We start from the raw sequence: 24,445 nt of genomic DNA, 5'->3' as shown, positions 1-24,445 counted from the left end.
CCCGCGGACGGCCCCGCCCCCGCCGGCCGCCGCGCCTGCCGCCGCCGCGTCCGCCCCGGCGCCCGGCTCCGGCAAGATCAACCTCGACAAGGGCCGCGTCTCCCTCCAGAAGAACCAGACGGTGTCCCTGGTCAAGGGCGGCAAGCCGCTGCTCTCGCAGGTCAAGATGGGCCTCGGCTGGGAGCCCGCCTACCGGGGCAAGGACATCGACCTGGACGCGTCGGTCATCGCGTACGGCCCGCAGCGCAATCACGTCGACAGCTGCTACTTCGGCAAGCTCTCGATCGTGGGCGGCGCGATCAAGCACTCCGGCGACAACCTCACGGGCGAGGGCGGCGGTGACGACGAGGTGATCGTCGTGGACCTGGGCCGCATCCCGCAGGAGGTCACGGGCCTGGTCTTCACGGTGAACTCGTTCACGGGCCAGAAGTTCACCGAGGTCGCCAAGGCGTACTGCCGCCTCATCGACGCGGCGACGGGCGAGGAGCTGGTCCGCTTCGACCTCACGAACGCCGAGGCGCAGACGGGCGTGATGATGGCGAAGTTCGTCAAGCAGTTCTCCGGCGAGTGGGAGATGACGGCGATCGGCGAGTTCGTGAAGTCACGGACGGTGCGCGGGATGGTGAAGCCCGCGGCGAAGGTGCTGTAGGAACGCACCGGCTGTTGTGAACAGCAACTGTTCACCCGGATGGCGGCACTCGGCGTGTTCGGCCAGGTCGTGCCCCGCGGCCCTCCATGGGGCCGTGATCGCCCTTCTACCAGGCGTTACGGCTACGCCGAGTGAAGCCCCTTGTTGCGAACTCCCCAGGTCCGGCGCGCGATGGACCTGAGGCACATGGCCCAAGCGGCGGCCACCAGCCGCCTCCATGTCCCGAAGGGAGTGATCACGCATGACGCAGAGCGAGATCAACAACCCCGATGCCCTTGTCGGGCTCACCGCCTACGACCGCACCGGGGAAAAGATCGGCAGCGTCGAGCGGGTCTACCTCGATGACAGGACCGGCAACGCCGACTGGGTGACGGTCAAGACGGGCCTCTTCGGCATGAAGGAGACCTTCGTACCGCTGAGGGGTGCCACGCACGACACCGACCGGCTCGACGTGCGGTACACGAAGGAAGCGGTCAAGGACGCGCCGCGGGTCGACGCCGACCAGCACCTCGACGAGTCCGAGAAGAACGAGCTGTACACGCACTACGGCATGACGCGCCCCGGGGCGGGCCCCGCAGGCAACCAGCCCCAGCGACCGGGCCAGGCCGACACGGGACGGATGGGCGCGGCGGGCGCCGCGGGCACGGCGGGTGCGGCCGGAGCCATGGGCGCCGGAGCCATGGGTGCCGGTGACGGCGCGCGGTCGGACGCCGGGCGGCACGCGGGTGCCGGCGCACGGGAGCCGGCCATGCGTTCCGGGGCCGGCGCCGACGGCGACCGCAAGGCCGACGAGATGATCCGCTCCGAGGAGCGCCTGCGCGTAGGGGTCGAGGAGCAGGAAGTCGGCCACGCGCACCTGCGCAAGACGGTGGAGACGGAGAACGTCACCACGTCGGTGCCCGTGTCCCACGAGGAGGTCCGGGTCGTACGCGAACCGATCCGCGAGGGCGACGGCGACCGGAAGGCCACGATCGGTGAGGCGGAGACCGAGGTGACGCTGCACGCGGAGCGTGCGGTCGTCCGCAAGGAGACCGTTCCTGTCGAGCGTGTCCGGCTGGAGACCGAGAAGGTCACGGAGACGCAGGAGGTCTCCGACACCGTCCGCAAGGAGAAGATCGAGTACGACGACCCGAAGGACGAGAAGGGCATGCCCGGCGAGGGCCGAGGCCGTCGCGGGCCGCGGCACTGACCCCAGCAGGCAGCGTGCGGGCCCGGCCGAGAGGCGGGCCCGCACCGCCATGTGTCAGGGCACCACGACGATCTTCCGGCCCACGCCCGACGCGAACTGGTCGAGCGCCTGCGGGTAGTTGTCGAGCGGCAGCCGGTCGCTGATGAAGACGGACGGGTCCAGGACGCCGCCCGCGAAGAGCTCCGCCGCCCGTTCATAGCTGTGCAGGACCGCCATCGAGCCGGTGATGGTGATCTCCTGGTTGTAGATGCGGTACGGGTCGATCGTCACGCGCGTCGCGTAGTCCGCCACGCCGAACTGGAGGAACGTGCCCGCCTTGGCGACGCGGCCGAGGCCGTCCTGGATCGCCGCCGCGTTGCCGGTCGCGTCGATGACGACGTCCCAGCCCGTCGGGCGGTCCAGCTCGTCCGGGTTCGCCGCGGACGCCGAGACGCCGAGGCGCTGGGCCGTCGTCAGGCGGTCCGGGTTGAGGTCGACCACGTCGACGCTCGCCGCGCCCGTCCGCTTGGCCAGCTCCAGCATCATCAGGCCCATCGTGCCCGAGCCGTAGATCAGCACGTGCGAGCCGAGGCGGGATTGCAGCACGTCGTAGCCGCGCACCGCGCAGGACAGCGGTTCGATGAGCGCCGCGTCCTGGGTCTGTACGTGGTCGGGGAGCGGGACGCAGTTGGCGACCGGCGCGACCGCGTACTGGGCGGCCCCGCCCGCCGTGGACACCCCGATCGCCGCCCACCGCTCGCACAGATTGCCCCGCCCGGCCCGGCAGTAGCGGCACTCGTGGCAGTGCAGGGAGGGATCCACCGCCACCCGGTCGCCGACCCTCAACTCCGTGACGTCACGCCCCACTTCGGCGATCGTGCCCGCGAACTCGTGGCCCGGCACCACCGGCAGCGTAGGGGCGAACTCGCCCTGAAGGATGTGCAGATCGGTGCCGCAGAGCCCGCAGGCCGCGACCTCGACGATCACGTCGCGGGGGCCCGGTGTCGGGTCCGGCACCTCGCCGACGACGACCTTGCCCACTGATTCGACGATCGCGGCCTTCATTTCACAGCTCCCAACGACAGGCCCTGGACCAGCTTGTCCTGGGCGGCGAACCCTGCCGCGAGTACCGGCAGGGAGATCACGAGGGACGCGGCGCACACCTTCGCCAGGAACAGGCCCTGGCTGGTGATGAAGCCGGTCAGGAAGACGGGTGCGGTCTGGGCGACGACGCCGGTCAGCACCCGCGCGAAGAGGAGTTCGTTCCAGGAGAAGATGAAGCAGATCAGGGCGGTCGCCGCGATGCCGGGGAGGGCGATCGGGGCGACGACCCGGGTCAGGACCGTCGGCAGCCGCGCCCCGTCGATCTGCGCCGCCTCGATCACCGCGACCGGCACCTCCGCGAGGAACGACTGCATCATCCACACCGCGATCGGCAGGTTCATCGACGTGTAGAGGATGACCAGCAGCCAGATGTTGTCGAGGAGGCCGGTGTTCTTCGCGAAGAGGTAGATCGGGAGCAGGCCCGCGACCACCGGCAGCATCTTCGTGGAGAGGAAGAAGAACAGGACGTCGGTCCACTTGCGGACCCGGCGGATCGACAGCGCGTACGCCGCCGGCAGCGCGAGCACCAGCACGAACAGCGTCGCGACGAGCGAGGCCACCGTCGAGTTGATGAGCGCGGGCCAGGGGCTCGCGCCGCCGTCCGCGCCGAAGAAGTCGCGGTAGCCGTCGAGGGTGAGCGAGGCGGCGAAGGAGGGCGGGTTGGTGGCCGCGTCCGCCTCCGAGTGGAAGGACGTCAGCGCCATCCAGGCGATCGGCAGGAAGAAGACGATGCCGGCCAGCCAGGCGAGCAGCCCAAGTCCCTTGCTGCGGAAGAATGTTGAGAACGTCATCAGCGTGACACCTCCTCGCGGAACAGCGACGACACGACGCGCAGCGCGAACGTCGCGATGATGATCGATCCGATGACGACCAGGACGCCGGCCGCCGAGGCGAGACCGTTCTCGTGGGCCTGGTAGAAGGACTGGTAGACCGTGTACGGCAGGTTGGCGGTGCCGAGCCCGCCGGACGTGATGGTGAAGACGGCATCGAAGTTCTGCACGATGTAGATCGAGCCGAGCAGCGCGCCCAGCTCCAGATACCTGCGCAGATGCGGCAGCGTGAGATGGCGGAAGATCTGCCACGGTCCCGCGCCGTCCACGCGGGCGGCTTCGAGCTGCTCGGCGGAGCGGGACTGAAGTCCCGCGAGCAGGATCAGCATCATGAACGGCGTCCACTGCCAGACGAGGGAGAGCTCCACCGCGAGCAGCGGGGTGTTCGAGATCCAGTCGGGCTGGGGCCCGCCCACGTAGTGCAACAGGCCGTTGAGCAGCCCGTATTCGGGGTTGTAGAGGACGTGCTTCCACAGCAGCGCCGCGGCCACCGGAACGATCAGGAACGGCGCGATCAGCAGCGTACGGACCAGGCCGCGGCCCTTGAACCGCCGGTCGAGCAGCAGTGCGAGGGCGAGGCCGAGCACCAGGCTCGCCACGACCACCGACGCCGTCAGGACGATCGTGGTCAGGACGGACTTGCGCAGGTCCGGGTCGGTGAGGACCTCGGAGTAGTTGCCGAAGCCGGTGAACTGGCGGGCGTCCGGGTACAGCGCGTTCCAGTCGAAGAACGAGATCACGAGCGTGGCCACGAAGGGGAGTTGGGTGACCACGATCATGAAGACCAGGGCGGGCAGCAGTGGTGCGCGGGTCGCCCAGGCGCGCAGCCTGCTCGGGGTGTTCGCGGCGACCGGTGGGGGAGTGGTGCGGGGCGCGGGAGCGGTGGTCGTGGTGGTCATCGGCCCTCGTACTCCTTCGCGATCTCGGCGGCGAGTTTCTGGGACTTGGCCAGGGCCGAATCGACCGACTGGCGTCCGGCGACGGCCGCGCTGATCTCCTGCGAGACCTTGGTGCCGAGGTCGGTGAACTCGGGGATGCCGACGAACTGGATGCCGGGCGCGGGCCGCGGCTGCACGCCCGGATCACGCGGCCGCGCGCCCTCGATGGCGGCCTGCGTCTGAGCCTGGAACGGGGCCGCCTCCTCGCGGTACTGCGGGATGTCGTACGTGGAGGCACGCTTGCCGGCGGGCACGTTGGCCCAGCCGAACTTCTCGCCGACGAGCTTCTCGTACTCCTTGCCGGAGGCCCAGGAGATGAACTTCCAGGCCTTGTCCGGGTTGGGGGACGCCTTCTGCAGGCCCCACGCCCAGGTGTAGAGCCAGCCGCTCGACTTGGTCCTCTCGACGGGCGCGGAGACGTATCCGATCTTGCCCTTGACCGGCGACTTGGCCGCTTCGAGGGAGCCCGCCGCGGAGGTCGCGTCGTACCACATGGCGGTCTTGCCCTGGGTGAGGTTGTTGAGGCACTCGGCGAAGCCGGACTGGGCGGCGCCGGACTCGCCGTGCTTGCGGACGAGGTCGACGTAGAACTTGGTCGCGTCCTTGAAGCCCTTGTCGTCGAGGCGGGCCTTCCAGTCCTTGTCGAACCAGGTGCCGCCGAAGGTGTTCACGACGGTGGTCAGCGGCGCCATCGACTCGCCCCAGCCGGGAAGCCCGCGCAGGCAGATGCCCTTCATGCCCTTCTCGGCGCCGTCGGCCTTCGCCGACAGGTCCGCGACCTGCTGCCAGGTCGGGTGCGCGGGCATCTTGAGGCCCTTCTTGGCGAAGACGTCCTTGCGGTACATGAGGAAGGAGGACTCGCCGTAGAACGGTTCGCCGTAGAGCTTCCCGTCGTCGCCGGTCAGCGACTCGCGCATGGGGGAGAGGATGTCCTGCTGGTCGAAGCCCTTGTCCTTGCGGACGTACGGGCCGAGCGAGCGCAGCCAGCCGTTGCGGGCGTAGATCGGGATCTCGTAGTTGGAGAGGGTCGCGACGTCGTACTGGCCCGCCTGGTTGGCGAAGTCCTGGCTGATCTTGTCGCGGACGTCGTTCTCGGGCAGCACGGTGAAGTTCACCTTGATGCCGGTCTCGCGCGTGAAATGGCGGGCGGTGAGCTTCTGCAGCTCGACCATCTGCGGGTTGTTGACCATCAGGACGTTGAGGGAGTCACCGCCCGTGCCGAGCCCGCCGGCGCCCGCCCAGCAGCCGGACAGGAGGGGGGTGAGCAGCGTCCCTGCGGCGGCCATCACGAGCAGGGGGCCCGGTGGCCTGCGTCGGCTCTGGGTTCGCATCGATGCTCCTGGAGTTGTGGATGTGTCAGACGCGGATGACCTGCGGCCCCATCAGCGAGTAGCGGTGGGCCTCGGACGCGGGCAGCTGGGTGCTGGTGACGATCGCCTCAAGGGCGCCCACCGGGGCGAAGCGGCAGAAGCTGATCGCGCCGAACTTGGTGTGCACGCCCGCGAAGACCGTGCGCCGTGACGCCCGGATGGCCTGCGACTTCACCTCGCTGACGGCCGGGTCGGGGGTGGTCAGGCCGTGATCGCGGGAGATGCCGTTGGCGCCGATGTAGGCGAGGTCGACGACGAACCCGGCGAGCATCTTCGACGTCCAGTGGTCCACGGTCGCGAGCGTGCCCGCGCGGACCCGGCCGCCGAGCAGGATCACGGTCGTGTTGTCGTTCTCCGCGAGCGTGCCCGCGGTGGCGAGGGAGGCGGTGACGACGGTCAACGGCCGATCGCGCGGCAGCGCCTCGGCGATCAGCTGAGGGGTGAAACCCTCGTCGACGAAGACCGTCTCGGCGTCGCCGAGCAGGTCCGCGGCGGCCGCCGCGATCCGCCGCTTCTCCGGCACGTGCATCGTCGTGCGGAACGCCAGCGTCGTCTCGAACCCGGCGCTCTCCACCGGATACGCCCCGCCGTGCGTGCGCCGCACCAGGCCGTGGTCCTCCAGGGCCCGCAGGTCGCGGCGGACGGTCTCCTTCGCGACGCCGAGCGCGTCCGCGAGCTCGTTGACGTCGACGGAGCCGGAGTGCCGCGCCGCCCGCACGATCTCCCGCTGTCGTTCCTCCGCGCTCATGCCCGCCGACCTCCTTCGTGCCCGTCACTGCCCGTTCGGGCCCGGAAGGACCCGCACCGGAAGTTTTACCGGGGGTACACCGAGGTGAACAGGCCTGTAGCGGGCCCGATGCCGCCCGTTCCTGCCCGTTTCGCGGGGCCCGCGGTCCGGCGCGGACCTGCGGGGGAGCGGGGGATCATGTGGGTTCGGGCGGGGCGGATGCCCGAACAAGGCGGCGGGCGGGCCCGTTCGGTGCCCGCCCGCCTGGAAGTGCCGTACGCGGTGCCGTGCTCAGTGCCGTGCGCAGCGCCGTGCTCAGTACGGCCAGATCGGCGGGTCGTTGACGAAGCGGCCGCCCATGTACTGGTGCGCCGGGTTGTCGTCGCTGAGCGGGCCGTGCTCGGCCAGCAGCTTCTCCGCGTACGCCTCCGAGTCGTCCCGCGGCTCGTAGCCGAGGGCGCGGGCGCTGGAGAGGTCCCACCACAGGCGGGTGTTGGCGGACGAGCCGTAGACGACGGTGTGGCCGACCTTCTCGGCGGTCAGTGCCGCGTGGAAGAGGCGGGCGCCGTCCGCCGGGCTCATCCACACCGACATCATGCGGACGTCCGTGGGCTCCTTGAAGCAGGACCCGATGCGCACGGAGACGGTCTCGATGCCGTGCTTGTCCCAGGCGAGCTGGGCGAGGTCCTCGCCGAACGACTTCGACAGGCCGTAGTACGTGTCGGGGCGGTGCGGCGTCGTGACCGGGACCAGCGGGGCGCCGTCCTCCACGCGCGGGCGCGGCGTGTAGCCGATCGCGTGGTTGGAGGAGGCGAAGACGACGCGGGGGCCGGTGCCGTCCGCGCGGGCCGCGGCCTCTTCGCGTACGGCCTCGTAGAGGTGGTACGTGCCCCTGATGTTCGAGTCGAGGATCTTGTCGAAGGTCGACTCCAGGGAGATCCCGGCGAGGTGCAGCACACCGTCGACGCCGCGCACCGCTTCGCGCAGTGCGTCCGTGTCATTGAGGTCGGCGACGATCGCGTCGGGCGCGTCCTCGATCGGGCGCACGTCGAGCAGGCGCAGCTCGTAGCCGTACTGGGGCAGCAGCTCCCGCATCAGGGTGCCGAGTCCGCCGGCCGCGCCGGTGAGCAGGATGGTGCGGGTTCGGGAGGGGACTGGCATGCGTGTGATCTCCGGGTGCGTGAGCGGCATTCACATTCATGGACACGCTATGAATCCCCAGGGTGCCAGTCAAGAGGCATGCGCGCACAGTGAGTTCGCGTGATTTGTGTGCTTGACCGGCCCCTGAGCGGCGTCCTACCGTAACGCTGTTCAGAAATGTAAACGCGGATCACAAACGTGCACATCGCGAGGTGTGCACGCCAAGGGAGAGCCCGTGACCTCAGCCCCTCTCGCCGCTCGCCTCAGTATCCCCAGCGGGCCGCTGTTCTTCCCCGTCACCGCCTACGGATCCGACGGGGCCGTGGACCTCGACACCTACCGCACCCACGTCCGGCGCGGGGTCGAGGCCGGGGCCGCCGCCGTGTTCGCCTGCTGCGGCACCGGGGAGTTCCACGCCCTCACGCCCGAGGAGTTCGAGGCCTGCGTCGCGGCCGCGGTCGAGGCGACGGCGGGCCGGGTGCCCGTCGTCGCGGGCGCCGGATACGGCACCGCGCTCGCGGTCCGCTATGCGCGCGCGGCCGAACGGGCGGGCGCGGACGGCCTGTTGGCGATGCCGCCCTATCTCGTCGTCGCCGGCCAGGAGGGGCTGCTGCGGCACTACACCGAGCTGGCCGACGCGACCTCCCTCGACGTCATCGTCTACCAGCGCGACAACGCGGTCTTCACCTCGGAGACCGTCGTCGCGCTCTCCCGTCACCCCAAGGTCATCGGCCTCAAGGACGGGCTCGGCGACCTGGACCTGATGCAGCGGATCGTGAGCGCCGTACGGACGGAGGGTGCGGCGGGCGCGGCGGAGGATACGCGGGAATTCCTCTATTTCAATGGGCTCCCCACCGCCGAACTCACCGGTCTCGCCTACCGCGGTATCGGCATCACCCTCTACTCCTCCGCCGCCTTCGCCTTCGCGCCCGAGCTCGCCCAGGCCTTCCACAAGGCGCTGAACGCGGGCGACGACACCACGGTGAACCGGCTCGTCGACGGCTTCTACCGGCCCCTCGTCGAACTCCGCAACCAGGGGCGGGGGTACGCGGTGTCCCTCGTGAAGGCGGGCGTACGGTTCTGCGGACTCGACGTCGGAGGCGTGCGGCCACCGCTGCACGAGCCGCGCGAGGAACACATCGAGCGCCTTGTCGAACTCATCGAGCAGGGCGCCAAGTTGCTGGAAGGAGCCGACGCGTGAGGACCTCCACCTTCGTCTACCCCTGGGACGTCAACGGCGACCCGGACGCCGCCCGCCGCATCGCCGACCTCGGCGTCCAGCAGGTCACCCTCGCCGCCGCGTACCACTCCACGCGCGCCTTGACGCCCCGCCACCCGCGCCACCGCATCGTGACGGCGCAGCACGCGGCCGTGCTGTACCCCGCCGACCAACAGCGCTGGAAGGGCCGGGAGTTGATCCCGTACGAAGCCGGTGACTGGGCCCCTGGCGACGCCTACGGAGAGGCCGCCGAGGCCCTCGCGGGCGCCGGGCTCGACGTCCACACGTGGGTCGTGCTCGCCCACAACTCCCGGATGGGCGCCGAGCATCCGGGCACCTCCGTCGTCAACGCCTACGGAGACCGCTACCCGTGGGCACCGTGCATCGCGCAGCCCGCCACGCGCGCGTGCCTCGTCGACCTGGCGGCGGAGGCGGCGACGCGCCCCGGCGCGCGCGGCACCGAACTCGAATCGCTCGGCTGGTACGGCCTCGCGCATCTGCACGCCCACGACAAGACCGGCGGCGTCGGGCTCGGCGAGGCCGGGCAGTACCTGATGTCGCTGTGCTTCTGCGACACCTGCCGCGAGGGGTACGGCCGACACGGCCTGGACCCGGTCGAGTTGGCGGTGTCCGTCCGGTCGGCCCTGGACCCCGTATGGCGGGGGAGGGCGACGGACGACGGCTGGGCGACGGTCGAGAAGCTGCTCGGCGCCGAGACCGCGGCCGCCACGCGCGCGTACCGCGACAGCACGGCCCGCACCCTCCAGGAGGCGGCCGTGGCGGCGGTGCGGGCCGCGGCCCCCGCCGACCGCGGCACCTTCCAAGTGCTGCTGCACGCCGACCCGGCCTCGTACCACTGCGGCGCCAACGCCGGCGTCGACCCGGAGCACATCCTCTCCGTCGCCGACGGCGTCGTCGTGCCGTGCACGGGCGGCGCGGGCCTGGTGCGCCCGTTCGCGGAACAAGGCAGGGGTGTCGTCGCCGCGAACCTCACCGTCGTGCGCGGCATGGGCGGCAGCCCGGACACCCTCGCGCAGGACGCCCGGGCCGCGCGCGACCTGGGCGCGACGGAGCTGCGGCTGTACCACGCGGGACTCGCCTCGGACGGGGACCTGGAGGCGGTGGCGGGGGCGCTGGCGGAACTCTGATCAACTCCCGTGAGACTCATGGAAGTTGTGTGAACTTCTTCTGTCGGAAGCGTTGACGAAACAGGGCGGCCCTTCTAGCTTCAACGCGTCGTACTTCGTACGTCATATATGAGACGCGATACGTCATACGCCATACGAGCGCCATACGAGAGGCCCGCATGACCTCTGTGCCCACGCCGATCCCCTCCCGTACCCAGTACGTCCTGGAGGAGATCAAGCACCGCATCCTGACGGGTCAACTGCGGCCCGGCCAGGCGCTGGTGGAGACCGATGTCGCCGCCCAGTTCGGGGTCTCCAAGACCCCGGTGCGCGAGGCGCTCAAGACCCTCGCGGGGACCGGGCTCGTCGTGATGAGCCAGTACAAGGGCGTCACGGTGCGCATGGTGGACGCCGACATGGCCCGCGAGGTCTACGACGTGCGGCTGCTGCTCGAACCGGAGGCGCTGCGCCGCACCGTGTGCCGCCGAGCCTCCCTCGACGCCGCCCGCGACGCGCTCCACAGCGCCGCCACCGCGAGCGACACGGCCCAACGCTCCCTCGCCAACCGGGAGTTCCACCGCGCCCTCTACCTCCCCTGCGGCAACCCGCTGCTCGGCAGGATGCTCGACGAGGTCCGCGACCAGGCCGCCCTGGTGTCCGCCGTGGCGTGGGCCGCCGACCCCTCGTGGGACCGGGAGGCCGCCGAGCACCGGGAGATCCTGGAACTCGCCCTCGCCGGTGACGCCCAGGGCGCCTCGCGCGCGCTGCGTGACCACATCGCGTCGTTCGTCGAGCGGGCCTTCCCCGAAGCGCGGGAGGACCGGGAAGAAGAGGGTGGGCGCCACTCATGACTGCCACATCGGTCACGCCGGCCACGTTCGAGACCCAGCGCGCCGCGCTCGCGGACGTGGTCGCGATCCCGGTGACCCCGTTCGCCGAGGACGGATCCGTCGACGAGGGGCGGTACCGAGCCCTGCTGCGGCGCCTGCTCGACAGCGGGGTGCGCACCCTCACGCCGAACGGGAACACAGGCGAGTTCTACGCCCTCGGCCCCGAAGAGCGCCGCCTCGTCGCGGAGTTGACCCTCGACGAGGTGGGGGAGCGGGGCATCGTCCTGGTCGGCGTCGGCCATGACGTGCCGACCGCGATCGAGGCCGCCCGGCACGCCCGCGAGCAGGGCGCCCACATGGTGATGGTCCACCAGCCCGTGCACCCGTACGTCTCCGAGGTCGGATGGGTCGACTACCACCGGGCGATCGCGCGGGCCGTGCCCGAGCTCGGGGTCGTCCCGTACCTCAGGAACGCGGCGCTCCCCGGCGCCCGGCTCGCCGAACTGGGCGCGGCCTGCCCGAACGTGATCGGCGTGAAGTACGCGGTGCCGGATGCCGCGCGCTTCGCCGGCTTCGCCCGGGACGCGGGTCTCGACCGGTTCGTCTGGGTGGCCGGCCTCGCCGAGCCGTACGCGCCCTCCTACTTCTCCGCGGGCGCCACCGGCTTCACCTCGGGGCTCGTGAACGTCGCGCCGAGCATCTCGCTGTCCATGATCGAAGCGCTTCGATCGGGCGACTACGCCGCCGCCATGAAGGTGTGGGAGCAGATCCGCCGCTTCGAGGAACTGCGCGGCGCCGACGCCTCCGCCAACAACGTCACCGTCGTCAAGGAGGCCCTGGCCTCCCTCGGCCTGTGCCGCCGCGACGTCCGCCCGCCGAGCAAGGTGTTGCCGGAGGCGGAGCGCGCCGAGGTCGCCGAGATCGCCGCGGAGTGGTCCATATGAGTACCCACCGGAGAGGGCCCGACGACCGGAGGCTGAGCCCCGAGCGGCTCCGCTCACACCAGTGGTACGGCACCGAGGGCCAGCTGCGCACCTGGTCGCACAACGCCCGGATGCGCCAACTCGGGTACGAGGCCGAGGAGTACGAGGGCCGCCCAGTCGTCGCCGTCCTCAACACCTGGTCCGACATCAACCCCTGCCACGTACACCTGCGGGAGCGCGCCGAGGCCGTGAAGCGGGGGGTGTGGCAGGCGGGCGGCTTCCCGCTCGAATTCCCCGTCTCCACGCTCTCGGAGACCTACCAGAAGCCGACCCCGATGCTCTACCGCAACCTGCTCGCCATGGAGACGGAGGAGTTGCTGCGCTCCTACCCGGTCGACGCGGCGGTGCTGCTCGGCGGCTGCGACAAGTCGACCCCCGCCCTGCTCATGGGCGCGGCATCCGCCGACGTGCCGGCGATCTTCGTGCCGGCCGGTCCGATGCTGCCGGGGCACTGGCGCGGCGAGACCCTCGGCTCCGGCACCGACATGTGGAAGTACTGGGACGAACACCGCGCGGGCAACCTCACCGACTGTGAACTCAGGGAACTCCAGGGCGGGTTGGCCAGGTCGCCCGGTCACTGCATGACCATGGGGACCGCGTCCACCATGACCGCGGCGGCCGAGGCCCTCGGCATGACACTGCCGGGCGCCTCCTCGATCCAGGCCGTCGACTCCGCGCACGAGCGGATGGCGGCCGCCTCCGGGCGCCGCGCCGTCGACCTCGCCTGGACCGCGCTCAAGCCCTCCGAGATCCTCACCCCCGAGGCCTTCGAGGACGCCGTCACCACGGTGCTCGGGCTCGGTGGCTCCACCAACGCCGTCATCCACCTGATCGCCATGGCCGGGCGGGCCGGAGTGCCGCTGACCCTCGACGACTTCGACCGCGTCGCGCGCACCGTTCCCGTGCTCGCGAACGTGCGGCCGGGCGGACAGACGTATCTGATGGAGGACTTCCACTTCGCCGGCGGCCTGCCCGCGTTCCTCTCCCGGATCACCGACCTGCTGCACCTCGAACGGCCTACGGTCAACGGGCGGTTCGGGGAGCAGGTCGAGGGCGTCGAGGTCCACAACGACGACGTGATCCGCACCCGTACGAACCCCGTCGCGGCCGAGGGCGGTGTCGCCGTCCTGCGCGGCAACCTCTGCCCCGACGGTGCCGTCATCAAGCACATCGCAGCCGAGCCGCGGCTGCTCAAGCACACCGGCACCGCCGTCGTCTTCGACGACTACCGGGCCATGCAACGCACCATCAACGACCCGGAGTTGGGCATCACCGCCGACAGTGTCCTGGTGCTGCGCGGCTCGGGCCCCAAGGGCGGGCCCGGCATGCCCGAGTACGGGATGCTGCCCATCCCCGACCATCTGCTCAAGCAGGGCGTGCGCGACATGGTGCGGCTCTCCGACGCGCGGATGAGCGGCACGAGTTACGGGGCGTGCGTCCTGCACATCGCCCCCGAGTCGCATGTCGGGGGACCGCTCGCGCTGGTCCGCAGCGGGGACACCATCACCCTTGATGTCTCCGCTCGTTCCCTTCAACTCAACGTGAGTGACGAGGAGTTGGAGCGACGCAAGGCTGAGTGGACGCCGCCCGTCGAGCGCCACCAGCGCGGCTACGGCGTGCTCTACGACGAGCAGATCACCCAGGCCGACACCGGCTGCGACTTCGCCTTCCTGGCGCGGCCCGGCACGGTTCCGGACCCGTACGCGAGCTGAGTCTCCCCGCACCCCGCATTTGGCCGAAATCTCGAACGGTGTCTGCGAAGCGCTTCGCCGCACCACAGTTGAGCCACCGAACACCTGAGCCACCGAGAACGGAGTTCCCGTCATGGCCCAAGCCGCAGCCGTGGCCAAAGCCCCGGGGGGCGCGTCGCCGCCCCGGCGCCGCAAGTCAGCCACCCCGCGCAGGCTCCCGTATCTGCTGATCGCGCCCGCAGGGCTGCTGATGCTGGGCTTCATCGCGTATCCCGTCATCAGCGTCTTCTACTACAGCCTTCAGCACTTCAACCCGACCAAGCCGTGGCGCAACGGGTTCGCGGGGCTCGACAACTTCGTCACCGCGTTCACCAACGACCCCGACTTCTGGCGGACGTTGGGCTTCAGCCTCCAGTGGGTCGTCGTCCAGGTGGTGCTGCAACTGCTGCTCGGCCTCGGGCTCGCGCTCGTCGTCAACCAGACGTTCGTCGGCCGCGGCATGGCCCGCGCCCTCGTCTTCTCGCCCTGGGCCGTCTCCGGCGTGCTGACCTCCGCCGTCTGGATGCTGCTCTACAACTCCCAGACCGGCATCACGCGTTACCTCGCGGACATGGGCATCGGAACGTACGGCACGTCCTGGCTGTCGGACACCGCGACCGTCTTCCCGGCCGTCGTCACCGCCGAACTCTGGCGCGGCGTCCCCTTCTTCGCGATCCTCATCCTCGCCGACCTGCAGTCCGTGTCGAAGGATCTGTACGAGGCCGCCGAGGTCGACGGGGCGAGCCGGCTGCGCCAGTTCTTCCACATCACGCTGCCGCACCTCAAGGACGCCATCATCCTGTCGACGCTGCTGCGCGCGGTGTGGGAGTTCAACAACGTCGACCTGCTCTACACCCTCACCGGCGGCGGGCCCGCGGGGGAGACCACCACGCTGCCGCTGCGCATCGCCTCCATCGCCGTCGACAGCCACGACTTCGGCTACGCGTCCGCGCTGACGTCCATCGCCTTCGTGATCCTCCTGTTCTGCTCGATGATCTATCTCCGCCTGAGCAAGTTCGGGGGCGAGGACAAGTGACCGTCAAGGAAGCCGAAGTGACCGCCACCACGACCGCGCCCGCCACCACGACGGGCGGCGGCCGGCACCGCGCCGCCCTGCGCCCCTCGAAGAAGGGCCGCTCCGGACCCTCCTGGGAGGACGTGCCGCGCTGGCAGATCTATGTCCCGCTCGGCGTCTACCTCCTCTTCACGCTCGTCCCCTTCTACTGGATGCTGCTGTTCGCGTTCCGGCCCGCCGGGTCCACGTCCCTCGTGCCGTGGCCGCTCACCTTCGAGCACTTCGACAAGGTGTGGAACGAGCGGTCGTTCGGGATCTTCTTCCAGAACAGCCTGCTCGTCGGCCTCGCCTCGATGCTGATGACGACGGTCGTGGCGCTGGCCGGCGGCTACGCGCTCGCCCGCTTCAACTTCCGGATCAAGCAGGGCTTCATGCTCGCGCTGCTGTGCTCGCAGTTCATTCCGGGCGCCCTGATGCTGGTCCCGCTGTTCCAGATCTTCGCCAACCTGCGGCTGATCAACTCGCTCGGCAGCGTCATCATCGCCGAGACCGTCTTCCAGCTGCCGCTCACGATGATCCTCATCAGCGGCTTCATCAAGAACGTGCCGTACTCGCTCGAAGAGGCCGCCTGGGTCGACGGCTGCGGGCGCTTCCGCGCCTTCTGCGCCGTCGTACTCCCCCTGCTGCGACCGGGGTTGATCGCGGTCGGCTCCTTCGCCTTCGTGCACAGCTGGAACCACTTCCTGTTCGCCCTCATGTTCCTCTCCAACCAGGACAAGCAGACGATCCCGGTCGGGCTGGCCACCCTCATGGGCGCCGACTCCGTCGACCTGGGCGCGCTCGCCGCGGGCGGCGTCGTGGCCGCGCTGCCCGTCGTGATCGTCTTCGCCTTCATTCAGAAATGGCTCGTCACGGGGTTCAGCGCGGGGGCGGTGAAGGGATGACAAGCACTATGAAGATCAAATCGATCATGCGGACACACAACGGCAACCCGGTGCGCGAGCCCGTCCCCGTCGTCCTCGCGGGCGCGCGTGGGCACGGGCGCTGGCACCTGAACAATCTGCGCAACCTCGCGGAGGCGGGGCGGGTGAAGCTCGTCGGGGTGTGCGAGCTGCGGCCGCTGGACGCGGCGGAGCTCGACGGATTCGCTGCCGACGACGTCGTGCAGACCGCCGACTTCGGGGAGCTGCTCGACCGCACCGGAGCCCGGATCGCGGTCATCTGCACCCCGATCCAGACCCACACGGATCTGGCCCTGGTCGCCGCCGAGCGGGGCGTGCACCTGCTCCTGGAGAAGCCGCCCGCGCCGTCGTACACGGAATACGAGCGGATGGTGACCGGGGTGGCCGCGGCGGGCATCGCCTGCCAGGTCGGCTTCCAGTCGCTCGGCTCGCATGCGGTGTCTCATATACGAGATCTCGTACGCGACGGCTCCATCGGCGAGCCCCTCGGCATCGGCGCCGCCGGAGCCTGGGCCCGCGACGAGGCCTACTACCGGCGCGCACCCTGGGCCGGGCGCCGCAGCCTCTCCGTCGACGGCGGGACCGGCAACGGCACCGGCACCGGCAACGGCAGCGGCACGGGCCGGGCGGGCCGCACGGTCGATGTCGTCGACGGCGTGCTCACCAACCCCCTCGCCCACGCCGTCGCCACGTCCCTCGCCCTCGACGGCGCGACCGGCGGCGACGACCTCACCGCGATCCGCACCGAGCTGTACCGCGCCAACGACATCGAGGCCGACGACACCTCGTGCGTCGAGCTGACCACCCGTAGCGGATCGCGCGTCACCGTCGCCGCGACCCTGTGCGCCGAGCTGCCCGACGAGCCGTACGTCATCGTGCACGGCAGCCAGGGCCGGATCACGTTCTGGTACAAGCAGGACCGCGTCCTCGTGCAGCGCGCGGGCCGCGGCCCGCAGGAGTCCGTGCACGGGCGCACGGACCTGCTGGCGAACCTCGTCGAGCACCTCGCCACCGGCGGGGAGACGCCGCTGCTCGTGCCGCCCGCGGCGACCGGCGCGTTCATGCGCGTGGTCGAGGCGATCCGGCGCGCCCCCGCCCCGCTGGCGCTGCCCGCGGACGCGTGGAGCGAGGTGCCCGCCGACCGGCCCGGCGTGGTGCGCCGGGTGGTGCACGGCGCCGACGGGCTCGTCGCCGCGAGCGCCGACGGCCTCACAGGCTTCGCCGGGCTCGGCGTGTCCTGGGCCCGCTCGGGAGCGGAGGCCTCGTCGTGACCCGAACCGCGCACGGTCTTGTCACCGCCCCGCTGACGCTGAGCTGCGCGGGCCGCCCCGTCGCCCGCTACGAGATCCGGCCCGACGTCGAACGGCGCCTCTCGCCGCGCCCCTTCCTGCATCCGGTGACCACGCTCGCCGGCACCCCGGTCACCGAGTTCGCGCCCGCCGACCACCTCCACCACCTCGGGGTGGGCGTCGCCGTGCCGGACGTCGATGGGCGCAACTTCTGGGGCGGGCGCACCTACGTCGAGGGCCGGGGGCCGACCGAACTCGACAACCACGGCGAGCAGCGGCACCGCGAGTTCAAGCTGTGCGACCCGGACGGGTTCGTGGAGGACCTGGACTGGATCGCGGACGGCTGCGTGCCGCTGCTGCGTGAGCGCCGCACGGTGGCCGTCACCCAACTGGCCGACGACGCCTGGGCGTTGGACTTCACGTTCTCGCTCACCAACCCGTCGGACGACGTGCTGAGCATCGGCAGCCCCGCGACCAACGGCCGCCCCGGCGCCGCGTACGGAGGCTTCTTCTGGAGGGCGCCGAAGGGGGCCGCGGCCCCTGCCGTGTTCACCGCGAACGGTGAGGGCGAGCCGGCGGTCCACGGCAGCCCCGCCGACTGGCTGGCCATGGCGGGCGACGGCTGGACCCTCGTCTTCGCGGGCGCCACCGCGGGGACCCGCCGCGACCCGTGGTTCGTCCGCACCGACGAGTACCCGGGCGTCGGCTCCTCGCTCGCCTCCGCCGCCCGGCTGCCCATCGCCCCCGGTGACACTGCCGTACGCCGCGTGGTCACGGTCGTCGCCGACGGCACACTCGACCGGAAGCGGGCCACGACACTCGTCCGCAAGGCGGTGACCGCATGAGCCGCCGCGCTCTGCCGACCGGTGACCTGGGCGACGGCACGTACCGCAACCCGGTGCTCGCCGCCGACTGGTCCGACCCCGACGTGGTCCGCGTCGGCGACGACTTCTACCTGACCGCGTCCAGCTTCGGCCGCGTCCCCGGACTGCCGCTGCTGCACTCCCGCGACCTCGTCAACTGGACGCTCGTCGGGCACGCCCTCGACCGCCTCGAACCCGCCGAGGCCTTCACCACCCCGCGCCACGACTGCGGCGTGTGGGCCCCGTCGATCCGCCACCACGACGGCCGCTTCTGGATCTTCTGGGGCGACCCCGACCACGGCGTGTTCCAGATCAACTCGCCGTCCATTCACGGCCCGTGGACGTCACCCCACCTCATCAAGGCGGGCAAGGGCCTCATCGACACCTGCCCGCTGTGGGACGAGGAGACCGGCGAGGCGTACCTCGTGCACGCCTACGCCAAGTCCCGCGCCGGCATCAAGAACCGCCTCACCGGACACCGCATGGCGCCCGACGGCAGCGAACTCCTCGACGAGGGAAGGGTGTTGATCGACGGGGACCGCATCCCCGGCTGGTTCACCCTTGAGGGCCCCAAGGTCTACCGGCACGACGGCTGGTACTGGATCCTCGCCCCCGCGGGCAGCGTGGAGACCGGCTGGCAGGGCGCCTTCCGCTCCCGCTCGTTCTTCGGTCCCTACGAGGAGCGGGTCGTGCTCGAACAGGGCGACACCGACGTCAACGGCCCCCACCAGGGCGGATGGGTGCGCACGGCGGCGGGTGAGGACTGGTTCCTGCACTTCCAGCAGCGCGGCCCGTACGGGCGGGTGGTGCATCTGCAGCCGATGCGCTGGGACGCCTCCGGGTGGCCGGTGATCGGCGACGACGGCGCCCCCGTCGACGTACACGAGAAGCCCGCGCTGCCGTCGCGGCCGGTGGCGGCGCCCGCGACGGACGACACCTTTCCCGGCGGGCGCTTCGGGCCGCAGTGGCAGTGGACGGCCAACTCCGCGCCGGACTGGACGAGTTCGCACGACGGGGACGGACTGCGGCTCGCCTGCGTGCGCTCCGCCGACGGGGTGCGCGACCTGCGCCGCGTACCGCACCTGCTGACCCAGCGGCTGCCGCTCCAGCCGAGCCGGGTGGAGGTCGACCTACGGCTCGACGCCACAACTCCCGGTGCCCGCGCCGGACTTGCGGTGCTCGGCGACGCGTACACCTGGATCGGCCTCGAACGCGGGGCGGACGGGGCGGCCCATGTGGTGCACCGGTTCGCCGAGACCACCGCCGACGCCGAACGGGACGCGGCCCATCCCCGCGCGGCGCCCGACGCGACGGCGCGCCTGCGCGTCGACATCGCCGATGGGGCCCGCTGCCGCTTCTTCGTCGACACCGGAGACGGCTTCAGGCGCTCGGGCCAGGTGTTCGCCGCGCAGCCCTGGCGCTGGGTCGGCGCCCTGCTCGGCCTGTTCGCGGCGGCGCCACCCGGCGGTCGGTCCGCAGGCGCCGCCCGGTTCACGCACTTCAGCAGCACCACCCTCCAGTTGGATCCAGAAGAAGAGAGCCGATCATGACCATCAGTGCACGCAGAGGAACCCGCAGCGGCATCCGCAGATCCGCGCTGCGCACCGGCACCGCCGTCGCCATCAGTACGGTCCTCGCCCTGACCGCAACCGCCTGCGGCGACGACGGCAGCGGCGCGGGCGGCGACAAGGGCAACGAGGGCTCGGGCAAGGGTGAGATCACCTTCTGGGACAACAACACGGCCGTGCGCCGCGACGTCTGGATGGAGATCATCAAGGACTTCGAGAAGAAGTACCCGGACATCAAGGTCAAGTACGTCGGCATCCCCGCCGAGAACGTACAGTCCAAGTACGACACCGCCATCCAGGGCGGCGGCCTGCCCGACGTCGGCGGCGTGGGCACCGCGATGCTCGCCGGTGTCGCCGCGCAGGGCGCCCTCGAACCGCTCGACGAGCGCATAGCGACGAGCCCGCTCAACGGCAAGCTCAACGACGCCTTCATGGAGTCGGTGAAGTCCGCGGGTGCGGGGGACAAGCTCTACGAGCTGCCGACCTCCGCCAACAACGGCGTCCTCTACTACCGCACCGACCTGTTCAAGCAGGCCGGTCTCGGGGCGCCGACGACGTGGGCGAAGTTCTTCGACGCGGCGTCCAAGCTCACCAACACCGGTAAGAACGAGTTCGGTTACACCATCCGCGGCGGCGAGGGCTCCATCGCCCAGGCCCTCGACGCGTCGTACGGGCAGAGCGGCATCACCTCGTTCTGGGACGCCAACAACGCGAAGACGACGGTCAACGACCCCAAGAACGTGGCCGCGTTGCAGAAGTACGCCGACCTCTACAAGAAGGCGACGCCGTCCGCCGACGTCAACAACGACTTCACGAAGATGGTCGCGCAGTACGACAGCGGCAAGATCGGCATGCTGAGCCACAACCTCGGCTCCTACGGCGACCACGTGAAGGCCTTCGGCACCAAGTTCCGCGGCATCCCCAACCCGACGGGCCCGAACGGCACCCGGGTCCAGGTCTCCAACCCGGTGGACGGGCTCGGCCTGTTCAAGGCGAGCAAGAACAAGAAGGCCGCCTGGAAGTTCATGGAGTTCGCCGCCTCGCACGCGGAGAACAGCAAGTGGAACGAGTCGGCCAAGCAGATCCCGGCCAACACCGAGGCGGCCAAGGACGACTGGGTCCAGAAGTCCGAGCCGACGAAGCTCGCCGCCGAGGCGCTGCAGTCCGGCAGCACGAAGATCGTGCAGCTGCCGTACTACCTGCCCGACTGGAACACCATCTCCAAGGCCGACAACGAGGACGACTTCCAGAAGGTCATGCTCGGCAAGATGACGGCCAAGTCCTTCCTCGACGCGCTCGCCGACCAGCTCAACAAGGCGCAGACCGAATGGAAGCAGCAGGCCAACTAGCCGCGGCCCCCGCCTGAGACCTCCGACACCGTCCTCCAGGAGCCGCACAGTGAGAGCACAAGTGAGCGCACACAGGAAGAGCAAGCAGAGGTTCGCCGTCGTCGCCGCCGGCTGCACCGCCGTCGTCCTCGCCGCCACCGGCACGGTCACCGCCGCGGGTGCCGCGGAGAGCCACGGCCGCGACCTCGCCCGGCAGACCCTCGCCCAGGGCGACGGCTGGGGCTCGGCCACCACCGGCACCACGGGCGGCGCCGCCGCCGACGCCGCGCACGTCCACACCGTCACCACTTGGGCCGGGCTGAAGGCCGCCTTCGCCGAAGGCGGCACCGCGCCGAAGATCATTAAGATCAGGGGCACCCTCGACGCGGACGGCGCGACGTGCGCGGACTTCGCCGCCGACGGCTACGACCTCGACCGGTACCTCGCCGACTACGACCCCGCGACCTGGGGCTACGACAAGGAGGTCAGCGGCGAGCAGGAGGACCTGCGCGCCGCGTCGGCCACCGCCCAGGCCGAGGCCATCAAGGCGAACGTGCCCGCCAACACCACGATCATCGGTGTCGGCAGGGACCCCGGCATCGTCGGCGGCAGCCTCCAGATCAACGGCGTCGACAACGTCATCGTGCGCGGCCTCACCCTGGAGTCCCCGCTCGACTGCTTCCCGCAGTGGGACCCGACGGACGGCGACACCGGCAACTGGAACTCCGAGTACGACGCGGCCGTCGTGTACAACGCGACGCACGTCTGGCTGGACCACAACGAGTTCACCGACGGCGACCACCCGGACTCCACGCTGCCCAGCTACTACGGCCGCGTCTACCAGCAGCACGACGGCGAGCTCGACATCGTCAAGGGCGCCGATTACGTGACCGCCTCCTGGAACGTCTTCGCCGACCACGACAAGACCCTGATGATCGGCAACAGCGACGGCGCGGCCGCCACGGACCGCGGCAAGCTGCGCGTGACCCTGCACCACAACCTCTTCAAGAACCTCGTCGAGCGCGCCCCGCGCGTCCGCTTCGGGCAGGTCGACGTCTACAACAACTCGTATGTGGCGGACGCCGATTACGCGTACTCGTTCGGCATCGGCTTCGAGTCGCAGCTCTACGCGGAGAAGAACGCGTTCACGCTGCCGAAGGGGACCGACGCCGGGTCCGTCCTGCACCGCTGGAACGACTCTCCGCTGACGGCCTCCGGCAACCAGGTCAACGGCAGTCCTGTCGACCTCGTGGCGGCCTACAACACGACCCACGCGGACGCCCCGCTCCGCGAGGCCACGGGCTGGAAGCCGAGCCTGCGCCGCGACGTGGACCCGGTGAGGTCGGTGCCGCGAGTGGTCGCGCGGGGCGCAGGTCCCTGGGCGTGAGGTGCGTCGTTCGTCAGCCGAGGTGCCACAAGGTGTAGGTGACGAACAGCAGCCCCAGGCCCGCGAGGGTCAACGCGGCGCCCAGGACCCGGAGATAGCCCGCCGGGGCCAGGCCCCGGATGTCGAACGCCCAGCTCAGACCGGCCGTCATGGCGATGACCCCGCCCACGGCGAAGAAGCCGAGGAGGACCGGCGATGTGGCGCGGTCGCCGGCGGCGAGGGGAAGGAGACTCGTCGGGGTCACGGTCACGGTGGGGGCCTGCATTCTGTGGGTCGAGCGCTTCCCTCGACCCTAGAAGGGGCCCCTTCAAGGCACGGTCAACAAGGCGCCATGCCGGAGCAATGGTGCGGCCATATCGGCGTCGGGTATCGATCGGGTAAAGCCGGTCGCGGGACTCATGTGATGCGCGTAGACATGCACTCACCTGCACGGAGTCCCCCCGTCCCCGACGGCTGTCACGGCCGTCACGGCCAGAATTGGATCACGTCACCGATGCGTAAGCGCCATCTCGCCGCCGCCACAGCGACGGTCGCTTCCCTCGTACTCGCCGGCGTCGTCACCGCCGGCTCCGCCGACGCGGGCGGAGCGAACGACAAGACCACCGCCGAGCCGCACAACATCGGCCTCCTCACCAAGGAGATCGACTCCTACTACGGCGCGGAGCAGGACGCCGACGGCGTCTGGCAGGCCTCGCCCGACAGCCCGTACGCCCAGGACCTCGCCCGCATCGAGAAGGGCGCGAAGCGGCAGATCGCCGCGGCGGCCCGGCAGCACCACGGCAAGGGCGACAAGCCCGCGATCGTCTTCGACATCGACGACACGCTGCTGCTCAGCCTCGACTACGAGAAGAAGACCAACTACGTCTACAACGACGCCAGTTGGAAGAGCTACGTGGGCAAGGCGGACCGCCCCGCCGTCTTCGGCACGCCCGCGCTCATCCGGTACGCCGAGTCCAAGGGCGTCGAGGTCTTCTACAACTCGGGCCTCGGCGAGACGCAGTGCTCCGCCGCCGTGGAGAACCTGAAGAAGGTCGGCATCGACGTCAACCTCGACGCGGACCACGTCTTCCTCAAGGACAAGGCCGACCCGCCCGCGTACCTGGCCGACTGCGCCACGGCCGCGGCCTGGAACTGCACGACGGTGCAGTACAAGTCGGGGACGCGGAAGCACATCGAGTCCCGCGGGTACGACATCGTCGGCAACTTCGGCGACCAGTACTCGGACCTGGAGGGCGGGTACGCGGGCAAGACGTACAAGCTCCCGAACCCGACGTACTACGTGGACTGAGCCGGTGGGCCGTGGGACGTGGCCGCCCGGCGGCGGCCACGTCCCACGGCTGCTCTGCTCAGTCGTACGTCAGGTCCGAGGCCGTGTACCGGCAGTACGTGCCGTCGGGGCCGCTGCCCAGCTCCTTGGGCTCGGCGCCGGTGTTGTTGCCCTCGTACCGGATGCACGGCTTGATCTTCTTGCTGCTGTCGCCGTGGATGCGCACGTTGCGCAGGGCCGCCGTGTCGCCGTAGTTGGAGTTGATGCCGACGATCGACTTGCCGGGCGCCGTCACATCGACGTCGTTGATGGTGATGCTGCGGTTCTTGTACTGCGTCGAGCAGTTGCCGCAGGAGCGGACCAGCTTGCCGAAGTCGGAGACCTGGAACTTGGTGACGACGAGCTTGCCCGCGCCGTTGAACTGGAACACCTTGTCGTCGGCCTTCTTCGCGCCGCCTCCGTACACGGTGTACACGGACGAAGTCGACTTGCCCTTGAACGTGGCCGCGTCCTCGCCGACGTCCTCCCACCACACGTTCTGCAGTGTGCAACTGCCCGCGCAGTGCACGCCGTCGGCGGCCGGCGAGCCGATGATCACGTTCTTGAGGACGGCGCCGTCCTTCAGGTTGAAGATCGGGTCCTGGCCCTCGTCCTGCCCGTCGCCGCCGAGGTCCCCGGAGCCGTAGAAGCGCTTGAGTCCGCCGTCGTACGTGCCCGAGACGGAGATCGAGCTGCTGACGGCCTGGGTGCCGGTGGCCGTCGGCCAGGCGGACGCGGCGCCCGCCGTACCGAGCATGCCGCTCGCCACGAGGGCGCCCCCGGTCAGAGTGAGCGCACCGAGCCCACCGAGCAGGGCTCTGCGGCGGGTGGTGCGGCGGCGATGAGTGTGTCGCGTTGTGTTGGTCATGCCCTTCAGTGGTCACCGACGGGGGAAGGGTTGCCGCGAATCAA

Annotated in this window: 23 protein-coding genes; 15 read left to right on the top strand and 8 right to left on the bottom strand. The window is 70.4% G+C overall.

What is annotated here, in order from left to right; all coding sequences use genetic code 11:
• Together OKJ99_RS16135 and OKJ99_RS16130 are read left to right on the top strand one after the other, a co-directional pair.
• Positions 1-649: TerD family protein (locus OKJ99_RS16135; protein WP_326016906.1), on the top strand; the 649-nt coding region annotated here is incomplete at its 5' end.
• 241 nt (positions 650-890) lie between these two features.
• Positions 891-1,838, top strand: coding sequence for a PRC and DUF2382 domain-containing protein (locus OKJ99_RS16130; protein ID WP_326016905.1), 948 nt, complete (start codon positions 891-893; stop codon positions 1,836-1,838).
• A gap of 54 nt (positions 1,839-1,892) precedes the next feature.
• On the opposite strand, the gene OKJ99_RS16125 is transcribed toward OKJ99_RS16130, so the two are convergent.
• The 6 genes from OKJ99_RS16125 to OKJ99_RS16100 form a co-directional block, all read right to left on the bottom strand.
• Positions 1,893-2,882 (bottom strand): zinc-dependent alcohol dehydrogenase family protein, encoded by a 990-nt coding sequence (locus OKJ99_RS16125; protein ID WP_326016904.1) that lies wholly within the window; start codon positions 2,880-2,882, stop codon positions 1,893-1,895.
• Positions 2,879-3,712: a carbohydrate ABC transporter permease gene (locus OKJ99_RS16120; protein WP_326016903.1), complete on the bottom strand. Its 834-nt coding sequence runs from the start codon at positions 3,710-3,712 to the stop codon at positions 2,879-2,881. The genes OKJ99_RS16125 and OKJ99_RS16120 overlap by 4 nt, the downstream gene beginning before the upstream one ends.
• Positions 3,712-4,650, bottom strand: a complete 939-nt coding sequence (locus tag OKJ99_RS16115; RefSeq protein ID WP_326016902.1) for a carbohydrate ABC transporter permease — start codon at positions 4,648-4,650, stop codon at positions 3,712-3,714. The genes OKJ99_RS16120 and OKJ99_RS16115 overlap by 1 nt, the downstream gene beginning before the upstream one ends.
• A complete protein-coding gene (locus tag OKJ99_RS16110) occupies positions 4,647-6,020 on the bottom strand; it encodes an ABC transporter substrate-binding protein (RefSeq protein WP_326016901.1) in 1,374 nt (457 codons plus the stop codon). The genes OKJ99_RS16115 and OKJ99_RS16110 overlap by 4 nt, the downstream gene beginning before the upstream one ends.
• Before the next feature lie 25 nt (positions 6,021-6,045).
• Positions 6,046-6,807, bottom strand: a complete 762-nt coding sequence (locus tag OKJ99_RS16105) for a DeoR/GlpR family DNA-binding transcription regulator (RefSeq protein ID WP_326016900.1) — start codon at positions 6,805-6,807, stop codon at positions 6,046-6,048.
• Between the two features lie 294 nt (positions 6,808-7,101).
• The gene (locus OKJ99_RS16100) at positions 7,102-7,947 is read right to left on the bottom strand and encodes an NAD-dependent epimerase/dehydratase family protein (RefSeq protein ID WP_326016899.1); all 846 of its coding nucleotides are present in this window, start codon (positions 7,945-7,947) and stop codon (positions 7,102-7,104) included.
• A 214-nt stretch (positions 7,948-8,161) separates the two neighbouring features.
• Here OKJ99_RS16100 and OKJ99_RS16095 point away from each other — a divergent pair, with 214 nt between their 5' ends.
• The 12 genes from OKJ99_RS16095 to OKJ99_RS16040 all read left to right on the top strand — a co-directional run bounded on the left by OKJ99_RS16095 (position 8,162) and on the right by OKJ99_RS16040 (position 22,227).
• Positions 8,162-9,127 (top strand): 5-dehydro-4-deoxyglucarate dehydratase, encoded by a 966-nt coding sequence (locus tag OKJ99_RS16095; protein ID WP_326016898.1) that lies wholly within the window; start codon positions 8,162-8,164, stop codon positions 9,125-9,127.
• Positions 9,124-10,293 carry a hypothetical protein gene (locus OKJ99_RS16090; protein ID WP_326016897.1) on the top strand — a complete coding sequence of 390 codons (1,170 nt, stop codon included), beginning with the start codon at positions 9,124-9,126 and terminating at the stop codon, positions 10,291-10,293. The genes OKJ99_RS16095 and OKJ99_RS16090 overlap by 4 nt, the downstream gene beginning before the upstream one ends.
• A 158-nt stretch (positions 10,294-10,451) precedes the next feature.
• A complete protein-coding gene (locus tag OKJ99_RS16085; RefSeq protein ID WP_326016896.1) occupies positions 10,452-11,123 on the top strand; it encodes a GntR family transcriptional regulator in 672 nt (223 codons plus the stop codon).
• Complete coding sequence (locus OKJ99_RS16080) at positions 11,120-12,046, top strand: dihydrodipicolinate synthase family protein (RefSeq protein WP_326016895.1); 927 nt, start codon at positions 11,120-11,122, stop codon at positions 12,044-12,046. Before OKJ99_RS16085 ends, OKJ99_RS16080 begins: the two co-directional genes overlap by 4 nt.
• Complete coding sequence (araD, locus tag OKJ99_RS16075; protein ID WP_326016894.1) at positions 12,043-13,797, top strand: L-arabinonate dehydratase; 1,755 nt, start codon at positions 12,043-12,045, stop codon at positions 13,795-13,797. The genes OKJ99_RS16080 and araD overlap by 4 nt, the downstream gene beginning before the upstream one ends.
• A 112-nt stretch (positions 13,798-13,909) precedes the next feature.
• Complete coding sequence (locus tag OKJ99_RS16070; protein ID WP_326016893.1) at positions 13,910-14,851, top strand: carbohydrate ABC transporter permease; 942 nt, start codon at positions 13,910-13,912, stop codon at positions 14,849-14,851.
• Complete coding sequence (locus OKJ99_RS16065) at positions 14,848-15,774, top strand: carbohydrate ABC transporter permease (protein ID WP_407700709.1); 927 nt, start codon at positions 14,848-14,850, stop codon at positions 15,772-15,774. The genes OKJ99_RS16070 and OKJ99_RS16065 overlap by 4 nt, the downstream gene beginning before the upstream one ends.
• 26 nt (positions 15,775-15,800) lie before the next feature.
• Complete coding sequence (locus OKJ99_RS16060) at positions 15,801-17,063, top strand: Gfo/Idh/MocA family protein (protein WP_326016892.1); 1,263 nt, start codon at positions 15,801-15,803, stop codon at positions 17,061-17,063.
• Positions 17,060-17,926 (top strand): DUF6807 domain-containing protein, encoded by an 867-nt coding sequence (locus OKJ99_RS16055; RefSeq protein WP_326016891.1) that lies wholly within the window; start codon positions 17,060-17,062, stop codon positions 17,924-17,926. The genes OKJ99_RS16060 and OKJ99_RS16055 overlap by 4 nt, the downstream gene beginning before the upstream one ends.
• On the top strand, positions 17,923-19,494 hold the full coding sequence (locus tag OKJ99_RS16050) for a glycoside hydrolase family 43 protein (RefSeq protein ID WP_326016890.1): 1,572 nt from the start codon (positions 17,923-17,925) through the stop codon (positions 19,492-19,494). The genes OKJ99_RS16055 and OKJ99_RS16050 overlap by 4 nt, the downstream gene beginning before the upstream one ends.
• Positions 19,491-20,861: an ABC transporter substrate-binding protein gene (locus tag OKJ99_RS16045; RefSeq protein WP_326016889.1), complete on the top strand. Its 1,371-nt coding sequence runs from the start codon at positions 19,491-19,493 to the stop codon at positions 20,859-20,861. Before OKJ99_RS16050 ends, OKJ99_RS16045 begins: the two co-directional genes overlap by 4 nt.
• A 61-nt stretch (positions 20,862-20,922) precedes the next feature.
• Positions 20,923-22,227, top strand: a complete 1,305-nt coding sequence (locus OKJ99_RS16040) for a pectate lyase family protein (protein ID WP_326016888.1) — start codon at positions 20,923-20,925, stop codon at positions 22,225-22,227.
• Positions 22,228-22,240: 13 nt separating this feature from the next.
• On the opposite strand, the gene OKJ99_RS16035 is transcribed toward OKJ99_RS16040, so the two are convergent.
• Entirely contained in the window at positions 22,241-22,471 is a 231-nt protein-coding gene (locus OKJ99_RS16035; protein ID WP_326016887.1) for a hypothetical protein, read from the bottom strand.
• Between the two features lie 249 nt (positions 22,472-22,720).
• Here OKJ99_RS16035 and OKJ99_RS16030 point away from each other — a divergent pair, with 249 nt between their 5' ends.
• Entirely contained in the window at positions 22,721-23,515 is a 795-nt protein-coding gene (locus OKJ99_RS16030) for an HAD family acid phosphatase (protein WP_326016886.1), read from the top strand.
• A 58-nt stretch (positions 23,516-23,573) separates the two neighbouring features.
• Here OKJ99_RS16030 and OKJ99_RS16025 read toward each other — a convergent pair whose 3' ends face one another.
• Positions 23,574-24,401 (bottom strand): pectate lyase, encoded by an 828-nt coding sequence (locus OKJ99_RS16025; RefSeq protein ID WP_326016885.1) that lies wholly within the window; start codon positions 24,399-24,401, stop codon positions 23,574-23,576.
• Between the last annotated feature and the right edge of the window lie 44 nt (positions 24,402-24,445).

It is taken from the genome of Streptomyces endophyticus, from assembly GCF_035798155.1.
Classification (GTDB): domain Bacteria; phylum Actinomycetota; class Actinomycetes; order Streptomycetales; family Streptomycetaceae; genus Streptomyces; species Streptomyces endophyticus.
Note: the sequence above shows the minus strand (reverse complement) of the source record. Positions and strands in the feature narration are given on the sequence as shown.